This window comes from Flavicella marina (assembly GCF_009193215.1).
Lineage (GTDB): Bacteria > Bacteroidota > Bacteroidia > Flavobacteriales > Flavobacteriaceae > Flavicella > Flavicella marina.
Genome location: NZ_VYVA01000003.1, coordinates 249,419 through 276,090, shown reverse-complemented (window position 1 = coordinate 276,090; position 26,672 = coordinate 249,419). Strand labels below are relative to the sequence as shown.

Annotated in this window: 20 protein-coding genes; 4 read left to right on the top strand and 16 right to left on the bottom strand. The window is 35.1% G+C overall.

Features of this window, described 5'->3' with window-relative positions:
- The first annotated feature begins 2 nt into the window (after positions 1 to 2).
- Positions 3 to 1,322, top strand: coding sequence for a tRNA lysidine(34) synthetase TilS (tilS, locus tag F6P99_RS08155; protein ID WP_152286977.1), 1,320 nt, complete (start codon positions 3 to 5; stop codon positions 1,320 to 1,322).
- Between the two features lie 38 nt (positions 1,323 to 1,360).
- Positions 1,361 to 3,316 (top strand): protein-disulfide reductase DsbD family protein, encoded by a 1,956-nt coding sequence (locus F6P99_RS08150; RefSeq protein ID WP_152286976.1) that lies wholly within the window; start codon positions 1,361 to 1,363, stop codon positions 3,314 to 3,316.
- Here F6P99_RS08150 and F6P99_RS08145 read toward each other — a convergent pair.
- The 10 genes from F6P99_RS08145 to queG all read right to left on the bottom strand — a co-directional run bounded on the left by F6P99_RS08145 (position 3,313) and on the right by queG (position 19,693).
- The gene (locus F6P99_RS08145) at positions 3,313 to 5,376 is read right to left on the bottom strand and encodes an energy transducer TonB family protein (RefSeq protein WP_152286975.1); all 2,064 of its coding nucleotides are present in this window, start codon (positions 5,374 to 5,376) and stop codon (positions 3,313 to 3,315) included. The two genes, F6P99_RS08150 and F6P99_RS08145, sit on opposite strands and share 4 nt — an antisense overlap.
- Positions 5,377 to 5,379: 3 nt before the next feature.
- Positions 5,380 to 5,955, bottom strand: coding sequence for an acyltransferase (locus F6P99_RS08140; RefSeq protein WP_152286974.1), 576 nt, complete (start codon positions 5,953 to 5,955; stop codon positions 5,380 to 5,382).
- Positions 5,956 to 6,061: 106 nt separating this feature from the next.
- The gene (locus F6P99_RS08135; protein ID WP_193316035.1) at positions 6,062 to 6,832 is read right to left on the bottom strand and encodes an energy transducer TonB; all 771 of its coding nucleotides are present in this window, start codon (positions 6,830 to 6,832) and stop codon (positions 6,062 to 6,064) included.
- Positions 6,833 to 6,940: 108 nt separating this feature from the next.
- Positions 6,941 to 7,669, bottom strand: a complete 729-nt coding sequence (locus tag F6P99_RS08130) for an energy transducer TonB (RefSeq protein ID WP_152286972.1) — start codon at positions 7,667 to 7,669, stop codon at positions 6,941 to 6,943.
- A 133-nt stretch (positions 7,670 to 7,802) separates the two neighbouring features.
- On the bottom strand, positions 7,803 to 8,201 hold the full coding sequence (locus tag F6P99_RS08125; RefSeq protein WP_152286971.1) for a VanZ family protein: 399 nt from the start codon (positions 8,199 to 8,201) through the stop codon (positions 7,803 to 7,805).
- A complete protein-coding gene (gene gcvH / locus F6P99_RS08120) occupies positions 8,167 to 8,547 on the bottom strand; it encodes a glycine cleavage system protein GcvH (RefSeq protein WP_152286970.1) in 381 nt (126 codons plus the stop codon). The genes F6P99_RS08125 and gcvH overlap by 35 nt, the downstream gene beginning before the upstream one ends.
- 81 nt (positions 8,548 to 8,628) lie before the next feature.
- Entirely contained in the window at positions 8,629 to 15,747 is a 7,119-nt protein-coding gene (gene sov, locus F6P99_RS08115; protein ID WP_193316034.1) for a T9SS outer membrane translocon Sov/SprA, read from the bottom strand.
- Positions 15,748 to 15,822: 75 nt separating this feature from the next.
- A complete protein-coding gene (gene ruvA / locus F6P99_RS08110) occupies positions 15,823 to 16,404 on the bottom strand; it encodes a Holliday junction branch migration protein RuvA (RefSeq protein WP_152286968.1) in 582 nt (193 codons plus the stop codon).
- A gap of 1 nt (position 16,405) precedes the next feature.
- Positions 16,406 to 18,682 (bottom strand): NADP-dependent malic enzyme, encoded by a 2,277-nt coding sequence (locus F6P99_RS08105; protein WP_152286967.1) that lies wholly within the window; start codon positions 18,680 to 18,682, stop codon positions 16,406 to 16,408.
- A 66-nt stretch (positions 18,683 to 18,748) separates the two neighbouring features.
- Entirely contained in the window at positions 18,749 to 19,693 is a 945-nt protein-coding gene (gene queG / locus F6P99_RS08100; protein WP_226913047.1) for a tRNA epoxyqueuosine(34) reductase QueG, read from the bottom strand.
- 65 nt (positions 19,694 to 19,758) lie between these two features.
- Here queG and F6P99_RS08095 point away from each other — a divergent pair, with 65 nt between their 5' ends.
- Positions 19,759 to 20,001, top strand: a complete 243-nt coding sequence (locus tag F6P99_RS08095; protein ID WP_152286966.1) for a MoaD/ThiS family protein — start codon at positions 19,759 to 19,761, stop codon at positions 19,999 to 20,001.
- A 113-nt stretch (positions 20,002 to 20,114) separates the two neighbouring features.
- Positions 20,115 to 20,537 carry a molybdenum cofactor biosynthesis protein MoaE gene (locus F6P99_RS08090; protein ID WP_152286965.1) on the top strand — a complete coding sequence of 141 codons (423 nt, stop codon included), beginning with the start codon at positions 20,115 to 20,117 and terminating at the stop codon, positions 20,535 to 20,537.
- Positions 20,538 to 20,687: 150 nt separating this feature from the next.
- Here the strand turns inward: F6P99_RS08090 and F6P99_RS08085 are convergent, their stop codons facing one another.
- The 6 genes from F6P99_RS08085 to F6P99_RS08060 are packed head-to-tail and all read right to left on the bottom strand — an operon-like array spanning position 20,688 to position 26,663.
- A complete protein-coding gene (locus F6P99_RS08085) occupies positions 20,688 to 22,454 on the bottom strand; it encodes a MutS-related protein (RefSeq protein WP_226913046.1) in 1,767 nt (588 codons plus the stop codon).
- Positions 22,455 to 22,464: 10 nt separating this feature from the next.
- Positions 22,465 to 23,352 (bottom strand): bestrophin family protein, encoded by an 888-nt coding sequence (locus F6P99_RS08080; protein WP_152286964.1) that lies wholly within the window; start codon positions 23,350 to 23,352, stop codon positions 22,465 to 22,467.
- 9 nt (positions 23,353 to 23,361) lie between these two features.
- Entirely contained in the window at positions 23,362 to 24,477 is a 1,116-nt protein-coding gene (locus F6P99_RS08075; RefSeq protein WP_152286963.1) for an NTP transferase domain-containing protein, read from the bottom strand.
- Positions 24,478 to 24,954, bottom strand: a complete 477-nt coding sequence (gene moaC / locus F6P99_RS08070; RefSeq protein WP_152286962.1) for a cyclic pyranopterin monophosphate synthase MoaC — start codon at positions 24,952 to 24,954, stop codon at positions 24,478 to 24,480.
- A 10-nt stretch (positions 24,955 to 24,964) separates the two neighbouring features.
- Positions 24,965 to 26,173, bottom strand: a complete 1,209-nt coding sequence (locus F6P99_RS08065; RefSeq protein WP_152286961.1) for a molybdopterin molybdotransferase MoeA — start codon at positions 26,171 to 26,173, stop codon at positions 24,965 to 24,967.
- A gap of 31 nt (positions 26,174 to 26,204) precedes the next feature.
- Positions 26,205 to 26,663 carry a hypothetical protein gene (locus F6P99_RS08060; protein ID WP_152286960.1) on the bottom strand — a complete coding sequence of 153 codons (459 nt, stop codon included), beginning with the start codon at positions 26,661 to 26,663 and terminating at the stop codon, positions 26,205 to 26,207.
- Between the last annotated feature and the right edge of the window lie 9 nt (positions 26,664 to 26,672).

The following is a 26,672-nucleotide window of genomic DNA, read 5'->3' as shown; positions in this document are numbered from 1 at the left end:
AGATGGATAGTTTGCAAAAAAAGTTTCAAAACCACTTACTTCAAAATTTTCCTTTGTTACTAAAACGAAAAATTCTCATCGCGAGTTCAGGAGGAATTGACAGTACGGTTTTGGCATTTCTACTCAAAAAAAACAATGTTGATTTTTCATTGGCGCATTGCAATTTTATGCTGAGAGGTAAAGAAAGTGATCTAGACGAAACTTTTGTCAAAAACTTAGGTAGTTTCTTGAATTGTCAAGTCCACCATAAAAAATTCAAGACAGAGTTGTATGCTAAAGAGCAAAAGCTTTCCATTCAAATGGCCGCTCGAGAATTAAGATATGAATGGTTTGATGAAATTATTGAAAAAAACAGTTTGGACTATTTGGTTACAGGGCATCATAAAGACGATGTTTTAGAAACGCTATTGATAAACTTCACACGTGGGACAGGGTTGGATGGCTTAACAGGAATTCCTGAAAAAAACGGAAATATCGTTAGACCGTTGTTACCTTTTTCTAGAGAAGAAATTGAAGCCTTTGCAAAAGAACATGAAATTCTATGGAGAGAAGACCAAAGCAATGCTTCAACGAAATATTTTAGAAATAAAATTAGACATAAAATTGTTCCCGTTCTAAAAGAATTAAATCCCAATTTCTTAGACTCTTTTGATACCACCCTTTCTCACTTGAAAGGCAGTCAATTTATCGTGAAACAAAACATTGATAATTTAAAAAATGAGATTATAACCCAAGACCATGCAGGAAATTTATTTCTTTCTATTGAAAAACTAAAAGACCTAAAAAAACCTGAGATTTATTTATATGAGTTATTAGCAAAGTATAATTTTACGGCTTGGAAAGACATCGAAACACTGCTCTTCTCTCAAGCTGGCAAACAGATTACATCTAAAACACATCGAATTCTAAAAGATCGTAAGTTTTTGATTGTTTCTGAACTATCAAATAATGACGATATTACTTACCAAGTAACAAAAAAAACCAAAAGTATTGACACGCCAATCTCTTTAAAAATTTCAGAAATTGAGGCAGTGGATACTTTTGAAACAAACTGTGCTTATTTAGACAAAAGTCTTATAAAATTCCCCCTTACTGTAAGAAAATGGAAAAAGGGAGACTATTTCTATCCAATTGGATTGAACGGAAAGAAAAAGTTAAGCAAGTATTTTAAAGACGAAAAAATGTCTCTTTTAGAAAAAGAAAACACTTGGTTACTTTGTGATGAAGATTCGATTATTTGGGTGATCGGAAAACGAATGGATAATCGATTCAAAGTTAGCAAGACAACCAAAATCATCCTACAAATTGAATACAATAGTTAATTCGTTTCTTTAAAGAAACCTAGCTAATCAAACAAGACATGAAAAACATATACATCGCATTTTTAATTGGGTTTATCTTTACAAGTTATGCTCAAGAAAGCACTATCAAATGGGAAACAAATGTAGAAGCTACTGCAGAAAATGAATATACTTTACTATTCAAAGCAAAACTAAAAGACGGATGGCACTTATACTCGCAACACCTAGAAGAAGGTGGTCCACTTGCAACGGAATTTACTTTTGAAAAAGCTGGGGTAGATTATGAACTCATTGGAACGACCAAAGAAAGCGAAACGCACTCGGCCTATGAAGAAATATTTGAAATGGAAACTGCCTACTTTGAACATGAGGCAATTTTCAAACAAAAAATAAAAACACTCGCACCCAATATTACAAACATCACAATATCTGCCGCATACCAAACTTGTGATGATCAAGCTTGTACTTTTGAACCGGGAGAACTATTAGAATTCTCTTTATCTGAAAATGGAACACAACCAAATGTATCAGAAAAAATAACTGTCATGAGTGAAAAACTATCTGCAGCTCTTGATTTAAACATTGGTAACAGAGAAAAATATTTAACCTCAGAAGACGAGAACTCAACAGAAGGAAAAGGACTTTCGACCATTTTTTTATTAGGTTTTTTCGGAGGTTTGATCGCACTATTGACACCGTGTGTTTTTCCGATGATTCCATTAACCGTGTCCTTTTTCACAAAACAATCTAGTAGTAAGAAAAAAGGGGTATCCAATGCTTTATTGTATGGGTTTTTCATCACTTTTATTTACTTATTATTGAGCTTACCATTTCACTTTCTAGATTCTCTCGACCCTGAAATACTAAACAGCATCTCCACAAATGTTTGGTTAAACATTGGGTTCTTTGTAATTTTTATGATGTTTGCATTTTCATTTTTTGGATATTTCGAGATTACACTGCCCCACTCATGGTCAGATAAAATGGATTCTGCTTCTGATATTGGAGGTATTATCGGAATCTTCTTTATGGCCTTAACGTTGGCTATCGTGTCGTTTTCATGTACTGGTCCAATTCTAGGATCACTACTTGTAGGAGCCTTATCATCTGACGGAGGAGCCATGCAACTTACTTTCGGTATGGTAGGATTCGGAGCAGCACTGGCACTACCATTTACACTTTTTGCTTTATTTCCAAATTGGCTAAACAACTTACCAAAATCAGGAGGATGGTTGAATACCGTGAAAGTAGTATTAGGGTTTTTAGAAGTTGCTCTGGCATTGAAGTTTCTTTCGAATGCAGATATGGTACAACATTGGGGTCTCTTAAAGCGTGAAGTCTTTGTTGGAATCTGGATTGTAGTTTTTATTGGTTTGTCGCTTTATGCTTTCGGAAAAATAAAGTTTCCGCATGACGGCCCAATACAAAAACTAAGTCTTGGAAGAAAACTAACAGGTATTACTTCTACTGTGTTTAGCTTCTATTTAATTTCAGGATTGTTTTTCAACACATCTCTTTCGTTATTGAGTGGTTTTGCACCTCCTAAATTCTACAGCATCTATGAGACTAAAACAGATTGCCCGCTAGACTTGAACTGCTTTAAAGATTTTGATGAAGGATTGGCATATGCAAAAGCAACCAACAAACCCATCTTGCTAGACTTTACAGGTTGGGCATGTGTTAATTGCCGAAAAATGGAAGAAAATGTTTGGAGCAACCCAGAAGTTTACAATGAATTAGAAAAATTCGTCTTGATTTCGCTTTATGTAGATGACAGAAAAGAACTTCCGAAAGAGGAACAATTCAGATTCAAAAAATCAAACGGAAAAACAAAGAACATCAAAACTATAGGTGCTAAATGGGCTACTTTTCAAGCCATAAATTTCGAAACAGCATCACAACCATTTTACGTTCAATTATCACCGGATTTAAAGCTATTAAATCACCCTGAAAAATATACAGATACTAACAGTTATCTTAATTGGTTAAAGACGGGGCTAACAAATCTCGATTAAAAATCTAAATACCAATTAAACAAGTCTACTTTTACACCAAAAGTAAACCATGTTGTTTGATCTTCTTGAAAATTAACCAAATCTTCAGGTGAAAATTGACGGTAAATTACACCTGCAAATACCTTTAAATCGGTCAGCGGATTGATCAAATAAGAAACTTGTAAATCGGTATTTAAAATAGTCGCCTTTGCTCCTTGCCCAATTTTATTGTCGTAATCTTGTACTCTTGTATCGTATGACTTATAGATATCACCTCCGTAATTTAAATTTGGCGGATCAAAACCTTTCAATCCATAGATCATTTTTAGGTTTGCTGTCCATCGTTTTTGAGCATATTTACCGATAAAAACCACCTCTCTAAAATTGGCACCCCAAGCATGCGCTATTTCTTGACCAAAATGACCATAATTATAAATAGGTGTTCCATGAGAAAACGTATAAGGTCGCAACAAGTTATACTCTAATTGCAAATACAAATTTTTCACTTTAAACGCATCAAAATATTTAGCACCAATTTGAAAACCGTATTTGTTTCCCCAATAACCATTTTGCGCTTTTATTTCTTCTAAAGTAAACTCGTCTAACACCAATTGTGAATACATTGAAAAACTCTTCGAAAACTTATAAAGAGCATTGATACCTAAGACTGAACTACCCGCATCTTCTCCTCTGTTAAACTCCAAAGATTTATAAAAAATAATCGGGTTCAAAAAATCCATCTCTATAGCTCCTGCCCTTGAATTATCAGTAATCGCTGCTTCAAACAATCCTATATTTAAACGTTTGTTTATGTTGATACTCAAGTGATGAGAAGACACATATTTTCTTGCATGTGCATCTCCAACTCTAACTTCATTACGTATATCTGTCATCCACATCCATAAATTGGTATATTGAATTTTCCAAAAGCTCGTCGTAATTTTAAAATAAGGATAAGGAGCTGCTGCATCTGACACCATCATAGACCGATAACCATCTCCAATAAAGTTTTTACCTTGCCCCATTTGAAAAACAAAAAATTTATTCGGCTGATAGGCGATATATCCTTCAGAAACAGGAAAATCATAAGAATCTTCTTTAAAACCTTTCGCCTTTCCTCTACCAAACACCAAGCCATCTGAAGAAAATGTTTCTTTTTCAAAAGCATCGATTCCGTCATTCACATATTGGGCAAAACGACCTTGAGTTTCATATATCGTAGCCGAATAAGAGAATTTTGACCCTAACTCACCCTGTATTTGCAATATCCTAGAGTTTAAAAACGAATAATCAACATCGGAATTATCTTTTCCTAATTGAACATCCAACAGTAAATCCGCAGTCAACCAAAAGTCTTTTGCTTCAATTTTCGCCAAGTGTTCGTTCCATAACTTTCTACCCAACCAAGATGACTTATCTTTTAAAAACTGTGATTTCTGCGCATCTAGATCAACATATTCTAAGACACGGTTATAGGTATAAGGTTTCACCGAAGTATGAACATTTTCACCTTTGATATAACCTCTTTCGATATCAACATACCTAGAATGATGAAATGGAATATTTAAATTACTTTGATGTTCTAAAACTTTCGTTTTTCTACTAGCGGTCAATTCTTTTTTCTCAACAGGCTTTGAGAAAGATGCCTCTGCAGCTTCTTCGGCTCTGATTGCAGAACGATTTGTTTTCGGATCAGGAAAATGGAGCGGCATTGAAAAACTCATCTCAACAGCTCTTCCATCAAACTGAGCGGGTCTTGCGGTAGGTAAACTCTTAAAGTTTTTGATTACTTCTTTTTCTAATTCTGGATAAGGACTATTTACATGCACTACTTCAAAATTACCTGCTCTATTCACAAAAAACAGCACATTTACCGTCCCTTCAAAATTATCAGAAACCACCACTTCAGGCACTTCAAAATTCTCTAATATATCTGCTTTCACCGTTTTATTAAAGCAATTCTCCAAATCTGCAGAAGAACTAGATTCACAACCTTTGTAAACCGGAAATTTTTGAGTTTGAGCTATACTCGTCAAACCAATAAAAAGTATAATTATACTACACGTTATTTTTTTCAACATATGCTATGATTGTAACTTAACAACCTTATTATGGGTTAAACTGTATTTTTCTTGGGATTCAGGGCAAACTGCAATGTTTTGATCATTAAAGTGCAAACGATGCCCAAACTCACTTACCCAACCGATTTGATTCGAAGGATTACCCACGACCAAAGCATACGGTAAAACAGGTTTTACAACAACAGCTCCTGCACCAATTAAAGCGTATTCACCAATTTCGTTACCACAGACAATCGTAGCATTAGCACCAATACTTGCACCTTTTCCAACATGCGTTTCTACATACTGGTCTCTTCTTAGAACAGCGCTCCTAGGGTTGATGATATTCGTAAACACCATAGAAGGCCCTAAAAACACATCATCCTCACAGTTAACCCCTGTATAAATTGATACATTATTTTGAACCTTGACGTTTGTACCCAATTTTACCTTAGGTGAAACCACCACATTTTGACCAATATTACAACGTTTACCGATGATACAATCAGGCATAATATGACTGAAGTGCCAAATCTTTGTTCCTTCACCAATTGTACATCCTTCATCTACAACAGCAGTTTCATGCGCAAAATAATTCATTTCCAATTTTTATTAAGTAGGCTCTGTTTGTAGCGAAAATACGAATAATTAACCATAAAAAAAGCCTACCAAATAGGCAGGCTCTTAAATAATCCTATTAAAAAAACTATTCCACCACAAATGAAATAGGTAAAGTGTATCGAACACTCACATTTCTATCACCTTGTTTTCCTGGTTTCATTTTAGGAAGTGTTTTCACAACTCGTTCAGCTTCATTTACAAGACTTGGATGAGGGGCTCTAACTTTTACATCTTGAATTTCACCATTTTTATCAATTTTGAACAAAACATAAATCCTTTTTTTCCCAGAAGACAATCCCACTTCCTGTCCCAAGCCGGCATTAAACTTTCTGTTTACATGTTTTTTTACTTTTTTAGAAAAACATGCTTTCAGTTCATTTTTATCACCAGAACAACCAGGAAAAACAGGAACTTCCTCTACAAAATCTATAGGAAAATCATCAACAATAGGTTCAACAATATCTACAACATTAATTGAATCAATGTTGATATCCTTAGATTCACTTTTATCTGAATTGATGATTTCAGGTAGCTTGTCAATATCGGATACCACAATAGGTGTTTCGGTTAACTCAACTGGGTTTTCCATGAATGGATCGTCAGACTTAGCCTGTTTCGGTTTCCTTTTTACTACTTCCTTCTCGAAGAAAACAGCCGTAATATACTCATTGTTTTCGTTTAAAGATGCAGTTTGCTCAATGGTTATCTCTACTTGTTTTGTTTCGTATTCTATCAATACTGAAACCACAAATAAAGCCAAAACTAATCCAATTAAAGTAAATAGTTTTGAGCTTTTTTCTAATTTCTCATTACATCTTTGATGTGTGTACACTGATTCATTTTTAGTTGTTTTCATAATGTGTTTTTTTAGGTTTACTAAAACACATTCAACAAACATGCCAATTAGAAAACACAAAAAACCCCTTCTAAAAATAGAAGGGGTTTTCACATTATTTCTTTCTAATTATTCTACCAAGAACGAAATAGGCAATGAGTAACGTACACTCACCGGTCTTCCTCTTTGTTTACCTGGTGTCATTTTAGGAAGTGTTTTTACAACACGTTCTGCTTCTTTCTTTAACCTAGGGTGTGGCGCTCTAGCTTGAATTTCTGTTATACTACCAGTATGGTCGATTTTAAACATTACAAAAATTCTCTTTTTACCAGCTGACAAACCTAAATCTGAAGCCAATCCAGAATTAAATTTTCTATTGATATGTTTTTGAATCTTCTCAGAAAAACATTTTTTCTTTTGAGCTTTTGTTCCTTTTTCACATCCAGGAAAAACAGGAATATCTTCAATAATTGCAAAAGGTACATCTTCGATGATCTCTTCAGCCTCTACCTCTTCAACAATTTCTTCTACAATAACCTCTTCTTCTTCGTCTGTTTCTGTAGTTTCTAAAACTGTCTCCACGATTTCTTCCTTATCCTCAACTATCTCAATAATCTCTGGAGCTGGTGGTGGTGGTGGCGGTGGTGGTGGTTTTACCGGAATAGGACGAGAAGTAATTACCATTTCTTCTACTTCTTCACCTGTTAATGATGCAGGTCCTAATTCAGCCACTGCCCTGTCGTATGTTTTATGTTCGATAGAAACATAGACAGTAAAAAGTGCCAATACTAATCCTAATTGAATAAACAATTTAGAATAATTTTCAAGATTGGACTTAGGATTTTTCTTTACTTCCATTTGTTGAAATAATTAATGAGTTCGCTAATTTAATAATTTAAGTACCACTTATCCAAACTGAACACCATAAAATAACGTAGAAAAATCATTTTTTTTTAGTGTATTTGATATACTCCGATAAATATGGTTGCAATCACTCAGCGAAGAACTCTTTAAATATAGTTTTTGATAATTTTTCAAACACAAAAAAACCAATCAAAACCCCTATAGAATTTGCAACAACATCATAAATATCGGCTTGTCTATAATCCGTAAGCACCTGTTGTAGCACCTCCATGAGTCCTCCGAAAAAAACAATACTAAAGAGCGTGATGTATTTGTATTTTTTGGTTTTGTTAGCAACTACTACAAGCCAACTCAAACACAATACAAAATACGCCAATAAATGTTGGTATTTATCGATGTATGAAAAATCTACGATATGTCTAATAGAACTAATTCTAAAAAGACTTAGATAGACCACTACTAAGGTATTAGCAATGGCCAACCATAAAGCATTACGCTTGTACCAATGCCTTATACCCTTCAGCATCTAATAAATTATCATATTGAGAAATATCACTGGCTTTAACTTTAATCATCCAACCGTCACCATATGGATCAGTGTTTACCAACTCAGGAGCATCTTCTAATCCTTCATTAAACTCGATTACCTCTCCAGTCATCGGCATAAACAAATCAGAAACTGTTTTCACTGCTTCTACAGACCCAAAAACTTCGTTTTCTTCAACTTCTTCATCTAAAGTATCAACATCAACATACACAATATCTCCTAACTCGCTTTGAGCGAAATCAGTAATTCCGATTGTCAAAACATCTCCATCTATTTTAACCCACTCGTGGTCTTTTGTATATTTTAAATTTTCAGGTAAATTCATTGTTTATAATTTTATCATTTATGAAAACAAAAGTATAAAAATATCTGCTCTTCTCTTAGTAACAATTGTTACAAGACCTAATTAATTTCCTAAATTATAGGTAATGCTAATTCCACTGCTAATAGATTGACGAGGGAAAGAAGTTGAAATCGCATATTTTGAAGCCGTTTGATCGTAGTAGAATGTCGCGATTAAATTTTTATTCAAATTATAATCTGCTGAAATTTTAAGCGAGAATAAATCTTGACCTCCCGTAATCTGTGTATTCTCTGTATCAACTGTTCGAATGGTTGTTAAGTTTTGTCGGTAAGAAATATCTGCTTTCATATTGATATCACCTTTTATGGCCTTTCTTCTACCCGATGAAGATTTTAACTTCACATCCTTTATAATATACCCCAAACCAAATACATATTCCGTACCACGAATATCAGACAGACTATTGTTATTAAAACTCAAAGCTAAAGTTCGGTCTTTATTCACTTCTCCTCTAAAAGACAGTGAATTTTTAAAGCGCATGTCTAATTTTATCAATGGAGAAAAACCATCGCTCAATGCAATCGTCGAAATAATTACTTTTGAAAAATAGTTTCCGTTGATATCGCTCGGTGGTATTCCATTATCATCTTCTACGTATTGTGCATTGTTTTTCATGTTGGCAATCGTATAAGACGATTGGTACCCGTGTGTTACAATAAAACTAGAGAAATTTTTCTTAAACCATTTGATACGCATCAGTCCTTTATAGCTCAACCTCCAGTTCGGTATCGGTGAGTTTCTAAAAGGACTCAACTTTTCAGAGTCTGCACTACCTCCAGAATAGGCTGAAGTAAATGCCGGCAACAAAACATCTTGACTATTCAAGCCATATTTTGTAGGATCTAAACCGTTTTCAGCAGCCAAACGTTGTTGTATGGTAGCTCTATTATCTAGGAATTGTTGGAAAGTATCATTTCCATCTCCATCAAAAGCCGTTTTAAACATGCTATATGTCATGTTAAAATTACTTATTTCTGAAAGCTGTGTTGTTTCAAACCTTCTCACAAAAGAACCGTTTTCATCAGAACCATCGTAGTTTCCATCCGGTCGATTCGAAAAATCCTTTACGGCATCAATCTGCTGATTCCTATTTCGAGTTTCTATTCTGTTCGCATTGATTGTTATGTCTAAATCTTTGATGGGTTTTACCGACATCGACCAATCTAATTTTTTGTAATGTGTATTGGTGAAATTTTTCGAGTAATAGTCTTCATCTTCAACTCCAGCCAAGTTCACATTTCTCGTCGTTAACCAATCGCTATTCAATGCTCTTTGTCTAATATCCGTTTGATCTCCAAATACAAAACCAAAAGTTGGAGCCAATCCACCATCTGTTCTACTTCGTCCAAGAAAACCAACTGACTGCTTGTACCCTGGTAAAAATGTACCATTATTCTCTGAATAACTGATTCGTGTTGATTTGATAGAAGTTATTAAATCGTATGCAACATTTAGCACCTTTTCTCCTGTACTTGTTTTTTTAGAAGAACCTATTTTTCTTGGAGCAGTTGGAGTTGCAAATTTTGGTTTGCCATCATCTGCTTTCGAACTTTTCTTTTTCTTCTTTTTCTTAGATTTTGGAGTAAACAAGCTCTTCAACCCAATTTCTTTATAAAATTTGGTCATATTCATATTCGTTGACAAACTATGTGTGTTTGCATTCTGAATAGAATTCCCAATTTGGTATAAAAACGATTGTGAACCTGCTTGCCAACTAAAGTCCGCTGTATAGTTATAATCTGCAGTTACAAAGCTTAAATACGGCAATTTATCGATCGGAATTTGATAATTCACATCAAACTTTTGATTGTAGTTATTCGCCCTTCCTAAATTGAAAAAATCGGTATACAGACCTATATCTTCAGTTTCAGCATCATCTAATTGCTCAAAAGAATCATAAATATGTTTGTTGGCTGCTCTGAAATTAAATTTTAAGTTCCTACTAAGATTATAACCAATATTGTAATCCCAATCAAACAAAAAGTTTCGTTGTCTTAAGGTAGGCAACGCTCCTTGTGTAACCAAATTTCGAGAAGCTTGCTCGTTATAAGTTCTTGTAATATTACTATTCACACCAATCGTAGATGGCAGCAAATTAAAATTGATATCTCTAATTATTTTAAAATACTTGTTATTTAACGATTCAGAATTTTTAAAAGGTTCAATAGGCCTTGCAGGAATATTGTATGCATAATTCGCAGAAGTTCTTACATCTTGTTCTAATCTTTTTTGCACGTTGTAATCACGATGATTTAACTCGTTATAACTATAAGAAACTGAAAAGTTCTCAATATCATATGGCTTCGGTTTCTTTTTTAATTCTCCGACACGTTCTTTTCTAACGTTGATCAAACTAATACTACTACGCTTGGTATAATCTCTTGCACTGCTACTATTTTCATTGATTTCTTCAGCATCTTCAAATTTTACATCTTGGAATTTAGGATCGTACTTAGGATCTTTAAACTCTTCAGAAATTGAATAACTCAATGGTATTTTAACTCCCCAATCTTTCGGCATCAATTGCCCAACATTTACGTTGGTAGATACACCATATTGTTTCACATCTTCTTGACTTCTTTCATTCACACGCTGTTCAACACCTCCAAAACCTATTGTTTGCATGCTTCCCGTTAAAGCAACATCCGCCAAATCTGCAAAATTCGCATTGGCACTTACCGTTGTCGCCCATCCACCTTCATTATCGAAACCTGCAACGCGCAATTCATTGAACCACAACTCCGCACTTTGAGGTGTTGTTGAAATATTCTGAACCCCCATCATCATAGTTTTGATGTTCGCTAAGTTCGGGTTTCCTTTTACACGAACGCGGTACATCGGAGCTTCTCCTGGAACTGGCAATGGGTAAAGTTCATTAGCACCAGAAGAGCCTTGTTCTGCATAACGCTGTACTTTTAACAAACCTAAAGACTCCAAATCTACCTCAAAATTATTCTCTGCTGGCCACACCTCTTCACTTGTCGATTCTCCAAACAAGGTAGCTTTTAAAGGCACCTCTACTTGATAATAGTTATCGTTCAAATCTGACCCCAAACGCATGATTGCCATCATCTTATCATCTTGCAAATCAGTACCAATACCTTCGGCATGCACGAACATTTTTAACTTTTTAAACATTCGAAGATCAGAAATAAGGTTTTTAAACACTGTTCTAGCTTCCCCTGCCTGAAGGTCATTAACTTTTACCGACAACGATTGCTCGTTTTGAAATTGCAACCTCGTAGCACCTTGTAATTGTTCTCTCTGAATTCCAGGTGGCAACACATATGGAATAGGCACTCTTCCTTCATTTTCTTCTATATTGACCACTCCAGTCGTAAAATTCAGTAATTCCGTTTCATCCAGATCATCGTCTGGTACTTGAACACCTCCATGTACATTTTTGTCGTAACGTCTCCAATCTCCACGGACTAACTGAAGTTGACCAAAACGCAGTACCACCGGAGTTTTAAATTTGGTCAAAAACATTCGCATAAATCGAATAGAGTTGAAATCGGTAATACCATTTATTGGAGTACCTGAGTTGATAGGAATTCTAAATTGATACCATGTTACATCTTTCGTCCCTCCATCTGGAGTATTTCTTTGTACACTTTTTACATCTACAATGTGATTTTTTCCTAGTGCCAGATCATTGGCATTTAATGATACTTTGTACTGATAATAGGCATTGATAGAGTTCATGGTTTGATCTCTATTGATATCTTCAGCATCAGCAACAGTAGTAGCAGCAGTTGGATAAGACTCTGGACTTAAATTAGCCGTAGGTGAGTTTCCCTGTGTTTTGTTATAGTCTTTATACCTAGAAATAATCGAAGCATTTTCTTGATCGTAAACAGAACTTCTAAAAAAACGATAGTTATCCGTAGATGGATCATCAGGATTTACCCCTGGAAATTTAGTTCTTTCCTCTTCATCTCCTAAACCATCCAATCCAACATCTTGTACCAATCTATCTTGATCTAACTCGTTAAACGCATATAAAAAAGTATTATTCGTCGGAATATCACCCCAAGCAGATTTGTCCGTATTATCAACCTCATCAGCACCAGGCAATCCATTTTCATACATCTTACGACCATCCTTCAAAATATCTTCTGAGATATTTCCTAAATTAAAGAAAAGCTCTCCCTCTTTTATAGGCGTAATTGGAGCTCCTTCTTGCGCATTCATTGAATAATTTTCATAAGGATCTTGCATCCAAAATTGAATATATTCTACATTCGCGCGTTGAAAATCGTTGGTTGTCAACGGTCGTGTAATTCCACCCCATCGATCTTCTGGAGTAGCCAAACTACCATCAAAATCTAAATTATCTGTGTCATAATTATAACTACCCCGCTCTTTAGGGAAATACGATAAATCGAAAGTAGAGAGTGTTGTGGATTGTGTATTGTCTAAATCTGTTCTCGGAAAAATTTCTGAATAATCTACACGACTTACCTCAGCCCTTGACAGCTCATCATTATTGATATTTGGCGGAGTCAAAGAAGAGTTTCCATAAAACAATCTATCGATTGAATACCAAGCTAAATCGGCTCTTTTCTTACCACTATTCAATATCCCCGGATCTTCAGGATCGTCGTAATCAACTTCTTCTCCAAAATCATACCCTGGAAAATTCAACGGTTTACTTGATAGCTTCCAAGAGTTCACATCCATGACATTCAACGGAATTTGAGCTCCTTCAAAATCATCAATATAAGTTGTAGCTTCACCATCCTGATCAATACCACTTGGTGTACCCGGCAACATATATGCAAAATCACCTCTTACCGATACTTGTGATGGAACATCTGTGTCTTGAAAAGGCAATTTATTCACCATTTTTGTCAACCAAGGAACTTCAGAATCGTAGTTTAAAGTCAAACCAAGCATCGTATTGTTGATAGGGTCAGAACCATAACTCACCTTTTGTGTAAGTGGACGTTCATTCACATTCAAATAGGTTCCTGTCATCTGAAACTTATCAGAAAATTTATGTTCAACATCAATCCCCACATATCGTTTGGTTTGTTGATTGAATAATGTATTATTTTCCAAAGAAACTTGTACCGGAGCTCCGGATGCTTCCACAGCTGGGTTGATGATTTGAACTCGACCACTTAAATAATCAACCACATAATCAACGCCTTCCGTCAGTGCAATTCCATTCGAAGTTACCGTTACCGATCCTCTTGGTACATTGAAAGCTCCTAAAGAAATACCGTTACTTGCATCGGATTTGTAATACCCTTTGATATAATATTTATCCCTGTTTTGATAATCATTTTGAGCGACTGCTTGCGTGTTGGTATACAATTCATTAAACAAGAAAAGATCATCCGATGGATTGGTCAATTTTGCTTCTAAATCACGTCCAAATGGTTCAACTGTTGGAAACAATATGGCTCCGATTTCAGAATTCACCGTAATTCCTTCTACATAATCAAAATACCCATCCCCTTTCGGTTTTACAAAATTATTTTGATCCAAACTATCCAGTTTCATCAAGTTCAAAAGTGTTCGTTCACTTACGGTTACATTATCTCCATTAGAGTTGTAAGTTGAAACTGCATTTTGCAAAGAGTTGATCGCAACTCCGGTTTCATCATCTTTATACAAAAGTTCTAATAAAAATCCTTCTTGTTGCATTTGATACGCCCCAAGAGAATAAATGTTCTTCATCATTAAATCCCATATCCTCTTTCCGGGTTCTTTTATTTCAGATCGCAGCATTTTCACAACAAGGTTCTCGTCTGAAGGAATACCATCTGAAGTTAATTCTCCAACTTGAAACACCCTTTCATTACCTGTAATTGTATATTGGAAAGCAACAGCCAAGACATCACCATCCGTCAAACTTCTATTCAGAGTTAATGTACCGAGCTGTGGATGAAATGTAAATTCATTGGGTAATAATTTTTTCGCATTTTCAAGAATCGTATAGTCTGGCCCTTGCACCATAGAAGGTGGCAAAGCACTTTTTACAGTTCCGATATTTCTGATACGGGTATCTGCAAAAACAGTCGTCAAACTATTGGCTTCATTATCTGGGTTTGGGTATGGATAGGTTACGGTTTCTGTAACTTCCATATTGGTAATATTTGATTCTTTAATACCTGTTTCTGAGTTATAGTAGAAATCAACTCCCTTTTCACCCATATCGGTTAAGGCAACAATATTTCTAACATCTTCGGTATTCGACCCTCTATTTGTAACCCATACTTCAACGTTAATTACATTGATTGAACTATTGATTATCGGATAGTTTTTTAAAGCATCGTTGTAGTTGTTTCTAAAATAATGTGCTAAGAAAAAATATTTATTGGCATCGTATTGACTTGTTTGCAATTCAAATTCATTCAAAGAAGAACCACCTTGAGCAGTAACCGTTTTGGTTTCTGATTTTTGTTCAGAAAAAACTGAAGTTATCGTTGTTTTACCAAATTGCAATTCTGTTTTGATACCAAATAAGCTTTGCGAACCAGAAATTAAGTTATTACTAACGTCCATACTTACGTTACCGAGTTCGATTTTTCGAACAATATCATCCTCATTTGCTGTTTCAAATCCGGGAGAAAATTCAATCTTTACAAGGTTTTGAAAATCAAAAGTTGATTTGGTATCGTAATTTGCTGTAACCTTTAATCGTTCGCCTATTTTTGCACCTATACTTGCGGTTACTTGCTGATCGAAATCAAAGGTGATATTTTTTCTATTGGCTTCTGAAAGCTGTGGATTTTCAATATTTTGATACAAAACTCCCAATCGCACATCAATAGCACCTTGAACATTGGTTTCAATAGCATTCCCTCCAAAAATGGTTTTAAACAAATTCGAGTTTACATAGTAGGTAGGCAATAAGTTTTTTTGCGCTTCTTTACTTCCCTCTTTGTCTGAATTTTGAGCACTTATTTTTTGATTATAATACTCTTTCATGTCTTGCTTGAGACGATAGTCTTTGTATTCGGTTGTAGACATAAACAACGGAGTACTCACTTCAACACCACCAACAGTCTCTTTGATAATATATCGCTTACTTGCAGGGTCGTAAATAACTTCTTTAGTTGTAGGTAACTGAAAAAAAAGACTATGTTTTTGATCAGGCGTCTCTTCAACCGGATCTGGCTGAACGACAGGCGCTATTTGTGCCGACATTGTTGCATAACTTATCATACAACAAAACAGCAAAAATACCCCCTTATATTTTAGCAACAGTTTTCTCAAGTTTGGTTAAAAACTTTTCAATGCCTTTTTTATTAATTCTTCAACTGATAGAGAATTATCTTCTTTCAAAATACGGTCTAATACTTTTTCAGAAATTTTTCTTGCAAATCCAAGTACTTCTAAAGCTGATAACGCTTCTTCTTTGTTTGTATTGTGCTGAGACAAGTCATTTTCATCTAAATCAAATGTTTTAACAACTTTATCTTTTAAATCTAAAATTAATCGTTGTGCGGTTTTCGCACCAATCCCTTTTACGGATTGAATCAACGCCACATTTGACGAAGCTATTGCCTGTTGAATCTCTTCAGATGTCATCGACGACAACATGGTTCTTGCGATACTTGGCCCAACTCCAGAAACCGAAATCAACAATCGGAAAATCTCTCTTTCTAGTCGTGTTATAAAACCAAATAAAGTATGCGCATCTTCCTTGATTGACAAATGCGTATAAATGGTTATCGCTTCGTCAGATGGCAATGCGCTGAACGTATTTAATGAAATATGTAAATAATACCCAACACCATTGCAATCAACAACTATATAGGTTGGATTTTTTTCTATCAACCTACCTCTTAATTGTGTAATCATACTACTGTTCTTTTGATTTGTTTTGAGCATCAACTACCGCTACCGCAGCCATGTTTACCATTTCATCTACACTTGCTCCTAATTGCAGAATATGTGCTGGCTTCTTTAATCCAAGAATAATTGGCCCAATTGATTCGACTCCATTTAGCTCTTTCATCATCTTATATGCAATATTTGATGAGTCTAGATTCGGAAATATCAAGGTATTGGTTTTTTTTCCTGCTAGCAAAGAAAAAGGAAATTTATCTTCTAACATCTCTGAATTCAATGCGAAATCTGCTTGAATCGGTCCGTCTACTATCAAATCTGGATTTGTTTTGTGTAAAATACCAACTGCTTCTTCAATTTTCGTTGGATGTTTTGAAGTAGATGCTCCGAAGTTTGAAAACGACAACATAGCCACTACGGGTTCTAAACCAAACATTTTTACAACGCTGCTTGTTAATTGCGTAATTTTCGCCAATTGCTTCGCATTCGGATCAATATTTATTGTGGTATCAGACAAGAACATAGGTCCGCGTTTTGTTAGCATCATATTTGTTGCAGCGATTCTTGTAACACCATCCAACATACCAATAGTTTCAAACAAAGGTTTAATTGTACTCGAATAATTTCTTGCATATCCTGTAATCATGGCATCAGCATCACCTTCATTCACCATCATTGACGCAAAATAATTACGCTCACGCATCATTTTTTGTGCCTCTACCAACGTCACACCTTTTCGTTGGTTTGCTTTCCAATAAATTTCGGCATAACGAAACCTTCTTGGTCTCTCTTCATCTATTTTCGGATCGATAATTTCTACATCCCCTTCAAATCCAATTTCTTCTATATGGGCTTGAATAATCGCTTTGTTACCTAATAAAATCGGAATTGCAATTCCTTCATCATACACAATCTGCGCCGCCTTCATCACATTTAGCTTATCTGCCTCGTTGAACACCAATCGTTTCGGGTTAGATTTAGCTCTATCATGCAGCATACGAACCATTTTATTACCAGTTCCTAAACGCTCCATCAATTCGTGCTTGTATTTATCCCAATCTTGAATAGGATATTTAGCAATACCTGACTCCATTGCTGCTTTTGCAATCGCCGGTGGTATCTCGTAAATCAACCTTGGATCAAACGGTTTTGGAATGATATAATCTCTACCAAATGTTAAATTAGATTGGTTGTAGGCCAAATTCACTTGCTCTGGCACTGTTTTTTTCGCCAAATCTGCCAAGGCATGAACCGCAGCCATTTTCATTTCTTCGTTGATTCCTGTGGCTCTTACATCCAAAGCTCCTCTAAAAATAAATGGAAATCCAAGTACATTGTTCACTTGATTAGGATGGTCTGATCGACCCGTTGCCATGATGATATCTTTACGAGTTTTAACAGCCAAATTAAAATCGATCTCTGGTGTAGGATTGGCCATAGCAAACACAATTGGATCGTTAGCCATCGTCAACAACATTTCTGGAGTCACCACATCTCCCTTTGACAAACCGATAAACACATCTGAATCGACCATTGCCTCTTCAAGTGTATTCAAATCTAGATGTGTAGAAAACTCAGCTTTCTGCGTTGTCAAATTACCACGATCATTTCGAATAACTCCCTTTGAGTCACACATTACAATATTTTCTCTCTTTGCACCCAACGCCATATACAAACGCGTACAAGAGATAGCTGCTGCACCTGCTCCGTTCACAACTATTTTAAGATCTTCAATTTTCTTTTCAACTATTTCAGCAGCGTTTTTTAACGCAGCGGCAGATATTATCGCCGTACCATGTTGATCATCATGCATGACAGGTATATCTAATTCCTCTTTCAATCTTCTTTCAATCTCAAAGGCTTCTGGCGCTTTGATATCTTCTAAATTAATCCCACCAAAAGTAGGAGAAATCGCTTTTACTGTATCAATAAATTTATCTACGTCTGTAACATCAACCTCAATATCAAACACATCTATATCAGCAAATATTTTAAACAACAATCCTTTCCCTTCCATTACAGGTTTTCCTGCTAAAGGGCCAATATCTCCTAAACCCAATACTGCCGTACCGTTAGAAATCACTGCAACCAAGTTTCCTTTGGAAGTATATCGATACGCGTTTTCTGGATCTTTTTCAATCTCTAAACAAGGCTCTGCCACACCAGGAGAATAGGCCAATGACAAATCTCTTTGACTGGCGTATTTTTTTGTAGGTACTACTTTTATTTTTCCTGGAGTTGGTTTTGCGTGGTAAATTAATGCTTCTCTTCTTTTTCTAGATTCAGACATGTAGTAATTGATTGGTTATTTAACCAACAAATATATCGAATTTAGCACAGAAATATCAGCTATTTTTCAGTCTTTTAAAAACTTAATATTACGAGCTAGACCTGAAAATTTAGTACGTTTTACCGCAGATTTTTTAAACACTTTTTGAAACACTTCTTCCGTTATTTCTTGCCAGTCATTTTTCGTCATAGACAACAAGTCATCATGAGGCTCAAACAATGGCTCAGAATGCGGCTTCGAAAAGCGATTCCATGGACATACATCTTGACAGATATCACAGCCAAACATCCAATCATCAAATTTTCCTTTTACCTCGTTCGGCAACTCATTTTTTAATTCGATCGTAAAGTACGAGATACATTTGCTTCCATCAACTGTATTGTTCGGCAAAATGGCAGCAGTTGGACATGCATCAATACATTTGGTACACGTACCGCAGTGATCTGTTTTAAACGGAATGTCATATTCTAACTCTAAATCTAAAATCATTTCTGCTAAAAAGAAAAAAGAACCATGCTGTTTTTGTATCAACAAAGAATGCTTGCCATTCCAGCCCAAACCTGATTTTTGAGCCCAAGCTCTCTCCATAACTGGAGCAGAATCAGTAAAAACTCTTCCCGACACTTCCCCAATTTCAACATGAATAAACTGCAATAATTCTTGTAGCTTTTTCTTTATAACATGATGGTAATCTTGCCCATAAGCGTATTTTGCAATATGAAATGAATCATCTCTTTGTTCTTTAGCAGGAAAATAATTGTAGCTCAAAGAAATCACAGACTTCGCTCCTTCAACCAACAATCTAGGATCTAATCGCTTGTCGAAGTTATTCTCTAAATAGTGCATTTCTCCTTGAAAACCCTTCTGAAGCCATTGCTCTAATCTCGGAGCTTCTTCCTCTAAAAAAGCAGCTTTAGAGATACCAACGCTGGTAAAACCCATGGCCAATGCTTTTTCTTTGATTAATCTTGTATGTTTCTCTTTTGTATTCAAGGCAAGACAAAAATACATCAAATAATAGAGTTGTCCTTTGTCGAACTAATGAATAAAAAGTATTTTTGTGAAAACGATTGTACATGCAAATTGAACTTTTACTTTTTGGAATTGTCGCAGATTTGATAGGAGAAAACTCCTTAAAATTAAACCTCAACACAACAACCTCGGTTAGAGATTTTAAGTCTTATTTGACTTCAAAATACCCGCAGCTCAAGAACTACACAACGTATGCGGTTGCCATAAACGAGACTTATGCGAATGACGACGCTATGATTGTGGAGCACGATGTAATTGCATTGATACCACCTGTGAGTGGGGGATAACCCTTCGACAAGCTCAGGGTAACACCCACGACAAGCTCTGGTAACTTTCATGCAAACTCCTAAAAAACAACCCTTCGACAGGCTCAGGGTTTATCCACATAAATAAAATATCTATGAATAACATTTCTATAAAACTAAGTACAGAAAAACTTTCTCTTAAAGAGTGTTACGACTTTGTCGACAATCCTACTTGCGGTGGAATTGATATTTTTGTAGGTACCGTGAGAAACCACACCAAAGGGAAATCGGTAAAAAAATTAGACTTTTCAGCATATGGCCCAATGGCTGTAAAAGAAATGCAGCTGATAGCTGAAAAAGTATTAGAGAAATTTGATGTCTTGAAAATTGCCATACACCATGCTGAAGGAATGCTTCAAATTGGAGATATCCCAGTTATTATTGCAGTTTCAGCAGCACATAGAGTTGCAGCCTTTGAAGCTTGTCAGTTCGCAATTGATACTTTAAAAGAAACTGTTCCGATTTGGAAAAAAGAACATTTTGAAGACGGTGAAGTTTGGGTGAACGCACATCCCTAATAATCGTGTTAGCAGTTGGACAAGCTCACTGCCCGACTATTCCCTAAATAACATGAATTCGTAGGAGACTGAGCCTGTCGAAGTTCTAGAATCAAAAACTAACATTTAGACTGGCTCACTGCCAGCCCATTTACTCTTTACATGAAGCGCCTAAACAATTTCCATTTTTTTCAATAAAAAAGAGGCATTCATATTCTGACAAACGCCACTTTTTAAAGTATAGTCGAAATACAACTCATCATTTTTTATTTCAGCGTCAAAATAATAATTCTGAATTTGATGGTGCTGTTTTTCTATTTCGCACAAACTTAAATCGTGTGTTGCAATAATTCCTGTTGCATTTGAAGCCACCAATTTTTCCACAAACTTTTGAGAACCTTCTGCCTTGTCAATACTATTCGTTCCTTTTAAAATCTCATCTAACACGATAAAATAATTATCGATATTTAGCACTGAAACGATATGCTTTAACCTTTTCAACTCAGAGAAAAAATAAGAGGTCTCGTCATTCAAGGAATCTGAATTACGTATGCTGGTAATAAGCTTTATAGGGGTATACTCAAAACGAGTAGCACACACTGGCAAGCCCAAATTTGACATAACTATCGCCAAAGAAACCGATCTTAAAAAAGTACTTTTACCCGCCATATTTGCGCCTGTGATAATAAAAAAATCTGTTTGAATCATCTTACAATCACTAGTGATTCTCTTGGCTTCAGACAATAAAGGATGCCCTAAACCTACCGCTTTAAAAACTGTATCTGATTCCATGATCTCAGGGAAACTAAATTTAGGATAATTAAAAGTATAATTTGCCAAACTATTATAGGCATCAAAAAATGAAATAACATCAAACCACTCCTGCACATCACTCTCATGCAGTTTTAGCCATGACTCAATTTTATACGCTTGTTTTACATCCCAGAGTAAAAAAGCATTTCCAAAAATGGCAAAAAAGATATTGTTGCGTTGGTCCAGAGCATTTAAATATTGAAAAAAACTTCTCATAGTTCTAGAAGCACTTTCAGAGCTTGTATGTATTTTACGAAGTTGAATTTGCAACAAGTCTGCTTGAAACGACGATGCTTCAACCACAGATAAAAGTTTATAATATTGCTCGAATGTATGCTTTGCTTTTCCAGCTTTGGTATAGAGCTCGTTTACCTGTTTCAAGTAAACACCCGAAATTGTTAATCCGATAAAAAACCAAAGCGTTACCAAACCAACTGAAACAAAAGAAAAAACAAGACCAACTAACAATAAAAATGAGAGTATTGAAAAATCAATCGGTACCCAACGCATTATCTTTGGGATATTACTTTTATGACCTTTCAACCATTTGACAATAGCTTCAATAGAAATCTCAGGTTTAATACTACTCGCTAGCGCAGAAAATTCTTGTCTCCATTCAATCGCTTCTGCTAGTTCTTTCACTGCAGTTTGTTTATTCTGAACAGCTAGTATGTCATTAGATTCTAACAATTCCACTAGTTTTTTTTCTCCAGCTTCTGTAACGGTTCTGTTCAATATTTGAAAAAACGAACCCTTACCAAACAAATCAACATCAAAACTATACTCATGTTGAGCATTTTTATAGTTGTCTCCTGATTTTAATTGAGATACATCTCCCTTTAGAACAGACAACTCTAATTGATTGATATTTTTAAGTGCATCAAGATGTAATTTTTCTTCTTTCTTTTTCCAATACTTCTTTAAAAAAAATGAAAAAATCGAGCCCCCTAACAATACTGAAAAGAACATCAATTCTGATTGTCCTAAAAAATAATATATAAAGAATACCGTAACTACGAACGACAAAAAGCGCATCCAACTTAATCTTATAAGCTGTTTTTTCGCCGTATCTGCTTTCGTGTTGTAAACACCTTGTTGTTTTTTGTAAAACTGAATCTTTTGCACCTTGAAAAATTTACATCGAATAATAGGTATCAGAAATTAATTTCTCTGGAATGTTTTTCTCTCCGAGCAATTGTTTTAAATTTATTTCTATAGTTCTAGCGATACTTGTAACAGGTGTATCTGCTGGTTTATTTTCAAAAGGATCTTGAATTGTCAAGGCTATTTTTTCTAACAAAAAGAACGGCAAAGATATCGCAATCATAAAGGGAATTTCAATAATATTATGCAACTCTGTTAACGATAACGACAAAGATATTAGGAATATATAAATGAAAAAATGCAAGGTCAAACGATACGTTTTCGGGAAAAATGTATTTTTAATTCTTTCTGCTTTCCCCATAGACTCACACAATCTAACAATCGTACTATCTATCTGAACTTGTTGAAAGTCATTAATCGCTTTTGCTTTATGTAATTTCAACAAATCATTATTATGAAAATCCAACAAAGTCAATGCTCTGTTTTTACTTGTTTTTAGAACCTCTAATTCATCATCAGAAATAAATTCTCTGGCCACTTCGATAGAATCGACTTCTCTGAGATCGTTCCCCAACACATAACACCATGCCATCTGTCGAAATCCCATTTTTTTTACCAACTCAGACTCTGAACCATCTGTAAAGTTTTTCAATTGCACTACAAAACTTCTAGAATCATTGACAATAGCACCCCATATTTTTCTGGCTTCCCACCAACGATCATAAGACTGACTCAATTTAAAAGAAAGCAATAAAGAAATCGCAGTACCTAAAAAACCAACAATTGGAAAAGGGATGGTTAAATCTTGTAAATACAAAGACAAAACAAAAACGAAAGAAGAAAAAACCCCCATGATAATCATATCTTTTCGAATGATACGTATCCAATAACTAATGGGAATTCTTTTTTCTAAGATCATATTTTGTCGTTAAGAATTTAATTCATTTTGTACTTGCTTATACTCTTCTGGCGTATTTACATTTCTTATCAAAGCATCATCAACCTCTACTATTTCAACATCTGAATTTATTAAAATTTTTCTTGGGCAAGAATACCCTTGTGCCAAATAACTCAACAAAATCGGATACGCTTTTGGCTCCCAAATTGTCACCAAAGGCTCCATAAACTTAGCTGATTTCCCTTTAATAGCTGTAGCAATTTTTTTAGGATTTCGAGCAGCAATTAATTGAGCAACTAATGCTTCAGAAACATAAGGCAAATCTGTTGCCAATACAAGATACGCATTATTTGGGTTTTTCATAAACGCTGAACAAATAGCACCAAAAGGTCCCAAACCAACAAAAGCATCGGTTATCGTTTTATGTTGTTTTGCATCTTGTTCTGCTCGCACGGATACAAAGGTATCTAACTGCTGTTTTTCTAGCAACTGAACCATGTAATCACTTTGAGGCATTCCATAATAAGATAGCTGAGCTTTGTCTTCTCCCATACGCGTACTTTTACCACCAATCAACACCAAGCCATTTAATTCAGCCTGCTGGGCATGTATATAACTTTTTAAGTGCCCCACGATAGCATCGATATCTGTTACATCAAACACAGGAATATCTTTACAATTGGGAAACTTTTCTCGTAATGATTTGAAGATTTCAACGGTTTCATCTGTTTTAATAAAAAATTGGATATCTGTAATCTGATCCATTCTTTTTTCGATCGAACTTTCTTTTTCTGGATCTAAGAAAATCACTTGTTTTTGCGCCGGAAAATGATTTCCGTTCACCAAAACCAAATCGTATTCGGCAAAACGAATTCGTTCATTAAATACATTTCTTTTCACATCGGAAGCAATCGCCATATCTCCAGAACTGTGATAAGTATACGTATCAAACAGTGGAGCGGTATTGTCTTTTCCATGTGAAGCATCTGCATAGGCAATTTTCGCTTCCGTATGCAATCGTTTGCTTACTACTTCAACCAAATTCGTTATCACACCGCATTTGACTCCTAAAAAGGCCAATTCATTGGGTCCAAAATCACCATTATTTCTTCTCGTTAATTTGGTATGTTTGCTATGTTTTTTCATTTATTCTTTGTTGATATCAGATTTTCCACCTGATTTTTTTACCAAAACTACTTCTTTTATGAGCATCTCTTGCGACACCGACTTACACATATCATATACCGTAAGAGCTGCAATATTAACACCTGTTAAAGCTTCCATTTCAACCCCTGTTTTTCCTTCAATTTTTACAGTACACAACAACTGAATATGTTCTGAATCGACAATATCAATGGTAACATCTACACCATGAATCAATAAAGGATGACACATAGGTATAAGCTCTGATGTTTTTTTAACCCCCTGTATCCCAGCAATAATTGCAGTTTGAAACACGGGACCTTTCTTTGTTTTCAACTCGTTGTTTTCAAATAGAGAAATTATTTCTTTCCCTAAAAACATAGTAGCCTTTGCTGTAGCTTGACGTTTTGTAACCTTCTTTGATCCTACGTCAACCATTTTAGGTTGATCGCTGTCGTTTAAATGTGAAAACTCACTCATTTTATATTATTTAACGATATCTGATGATAGGAAACACTTCTCCTTTCAAAAATTCTGTTTTATCTGCTGGCAATTCTAACAAAGCATCAGCTTCTGTTAAATTGGCCAAATCTCCTGATCCATTACCCGAAAGAGGCATGGCTGTTATTACTCCTGATTCATTTTTCAATTGCACTTGAAGAAAATATGTAAGACTAGGCTTGAAAGAAAAATTCTGCCCCAACATTGCTTCTTCAAGAATTAACTCCTTACCTAGAATTGACTTTTGATACCATCGATAAAAATACTTCAAACAATTTACATAGGTCGAAACTGGATTCCCTGGAAACGCAAAAACCAAGGTATTATTCTCATTATTATTGGCGTTTCTTTTACCAAACCAAAAAGGTTTTCCTGGGCGTTGTTTTACTTTATGAAACAATTTCTCAACTCCTAAACGATCTAATACTTCAGGAATATAATCAAATTTCCCCTTTGAAACCGCACCACTAAACAACACAACATCAAAACTATCAAGTGCTTTTTCAATTTCAGCTAGCAACGATGGTTTATCATCAGGCAAATGTTTTGTTTTAGAGGCAATTCCCAACTTCAACAACAGCGCCTGTAAACTATATACGTTACTCCTTCTAATTTGATGCGTCAATGGATTTTCCGTAACCTCAACCAATTCGTCTCCAGTAGAGACAATCAAAATTTTCGGTTGTTTCGCCACTTCAACTTCATGCATACCAACGGTAGCTAATACACCTATTTCGGCTGCTGTAATTATTCTGTTTTTTGCAATCAGTAAATCACCTTTAACTTTGTCTTTTCCTTGTAAATGTATGTTTTGTAGTTCTTTTACTGCATCAACAGAAACATGAGCACAGTTATTTTTAATTTCTATTTGCTCATAAGGGATCACTACATCAGTGCCTTTGGGAAGCACTGCACCGGTCATAGCTTCTAAACAAGCATCGTTATCAACTAATTCTTTTTGTGCACTTCCAGCTGCCTGAACACCTTCAATTTTAAAAGTTCGACGTCCAGCATCGAAAGATTTTTTAGAAATCGCAATTCCATCCATGCAAACACGATCAAATGGAGGAAAATCTCTGTCAGCAAAAATAGCCTCTTTTAAAACCCTTCCTACAGATTCCATCAACAAAACTTTTTCTGTACCATATTGTTGACATTCTTCTTGAATTAACTTACTCGCTTCTGATACATCAATCATCTTAATCGTTTTGAAAGTTTTGCTAATCGAATTATTTTTTCATTTTACTTACCCCTATTTTCAAAATAGACAATCCGTAAGCCATTAAAATACTTTGGTAAAATACCCAAAAAAATAAATTTCTAAAATTTAACTCAAAAGCTTTTTTTACTTCTCCATTAAACGCTACATCAATATCTCCTTGGCTGTATTTCCAAAACTGAAAACCAACTCCAAAAATCATCGCTGTAATACTAACATTAATTAGTCCATAAATTATTTTCTGAATGAGTGTTTTTCCTTCTTTAAATGAAAATTTCAAATACAAAATATTCGCATACAAAAACACAAACAAAATTGGAAAAAGGATTGTTACAGGGATCAAGTAATTCGAATTTTCACCTTTGATCAATAGCTCTTTCGTTAAATCAAAATTCGTAAAAATCAATAACAACACTATTGATACGATAATTAAAATCGCCATTTTTTTTGGGGTTCTTTTTTCTTTCATAGCACGCAG

What these genes read in the sequence shown, in the direction of transcription:
- tilS (WP_152286977.1), top strand. Translation starts at nt 3, where the DNA reads ATGGATAGTTTGCAAAAAAAGTTTCAAAACCACTTACTTCAAAATTTT.
- F6P99_RS08150 (WP_152286976.1), top strand. Translation starts at nt 1,361, where the DNA reads ATGAAAAACATATACATCGCATTTTTAATTGGGTTTATCTTTACAAGT.
- F6P99_RS08145 (WP_152286975.1), bottom strand. Translation starts at nt 5,376, where the DNA reads ATGTTGAAAAAAATAACGTGTAGTATAATTATACTTTTTATTGGTTTG.
- F6P99_RS08140 (WP_152286974.1), bottom strand. Translation starts at nt 5,955, where the DNA reads ATGAATTATTTTGCGCATGAAACTGCTGTTGTAGATGAAGGATGTACA.
- F6P99_RS08135 (WP_193316035.1), bottom strand. Translation starts at nt 6,832, where the DNA reads ATGAAAACAACTAAAAATGAATCAGTGTACACACATCAAAGATGTAAT.
- F6P99_RS08130 (WP_152286972.1), bottom strand. Translation starts at nt 7,669, where the DNA reads ATGGAAGTAAAGAAAAATCCTAAGTCCAATCTTGAAAATTATTCTAAA.
- F6P99_RS08125 (WP_152286971.1), bottom strand. Translation starts at nt 8,201, where the DNA reads ATGCTGAAGGGTATAAGGCATTGGTACAAGCGTAATGCTTTATGGTTG.
- gcvH (WP_152286970.1), bottom strand. Translation starts at nt 8,547, where the DNA reads ATGAATTTACCTGAAAATTTAAAATATACAAAAGACCACGAGTGGGTT.
- sov (WP_193316034.1), bottom strand. Translation starts at nt 15,747, where the DNA reads ATGTCGGCACAAATAGCGCCTGTCGTTCAGCCAGATCCGGTTGAAGAG.
- ruvA (WP_152286968.1), bottom strand. Translation starts at nt 16,404, where the DNA reads ATGATTACACAATTAAGAGGTAGGTTGATAGAAAAAAATCCAACCTAT.
- F6P99_RS08105 (WP_152286967.1), bottom strand. Translation starts at nt 18,682, where the DNA reads ATGTCTGAATCTAGAAAAAGAAGAGAAGCATTAATTTACCACGCAAAA.
- queG (WP_226913047.1), bottom strand. Translation starts at nt 19,693, where the DNA reads ATGTATTTTTGTCTTGCCTTGAATACAAAAGAGAAACATACAAGATTA.
- F6P99_RS08095 (WP_152286966.1), top strand. Translation starts at nt 19,759, where the DNA reads ATGCAAATTGAACTTTTACTTTTTGGAATTGTCGCAGATTTGATAGGA.
- F6P99_RS08090 (WP_152286965.1), top strand. Translation starts at nt 20,115, where the DNA reads ATGAATAACATTTCTATAAAACTAAGTACAGAAAAACTTTCTCTTAAA.
- F6P99_RS08080 (WP_152286964.1), bottom strand. Translation starts at nt 23,352, where the DNA reads ATGATCTTAGAAAAAAGAATTCCCATTAGTTATTGGATACGTATCATT.
- F6P99_RS08075 (WP_152286963.1), bottom strand. Translation starts at nt 24,477, where the DNA reads ATGAAAAAACATAGCAAACATACCAAATTAACGAGAAGAAATAATGGT.
- moaC (WP_152286962.1), bottom strand. Translation starts at nt 24,954, where the DNA reads ATGAGTGAGTTTTCACATTTAAACGACAGCGATCAACCTAAAATGGTT.
- F6P99_RS08065 (WP_152286961.1), bottom strand. Translation starts at nt 26,173, where the DNA reads ATGATTGATGTATCAGAAGCGAGTAAGTTAATTCAAGAAGAATGTCAA.
- F6P99_RS08060 (WP_152286960.1), bottom strand. Translation starts at nt 26,663, where the DNA reads ATGAAAGAAAAAAGAACCCCAAAAAAAATGGCGATTTTAATTATCGTA.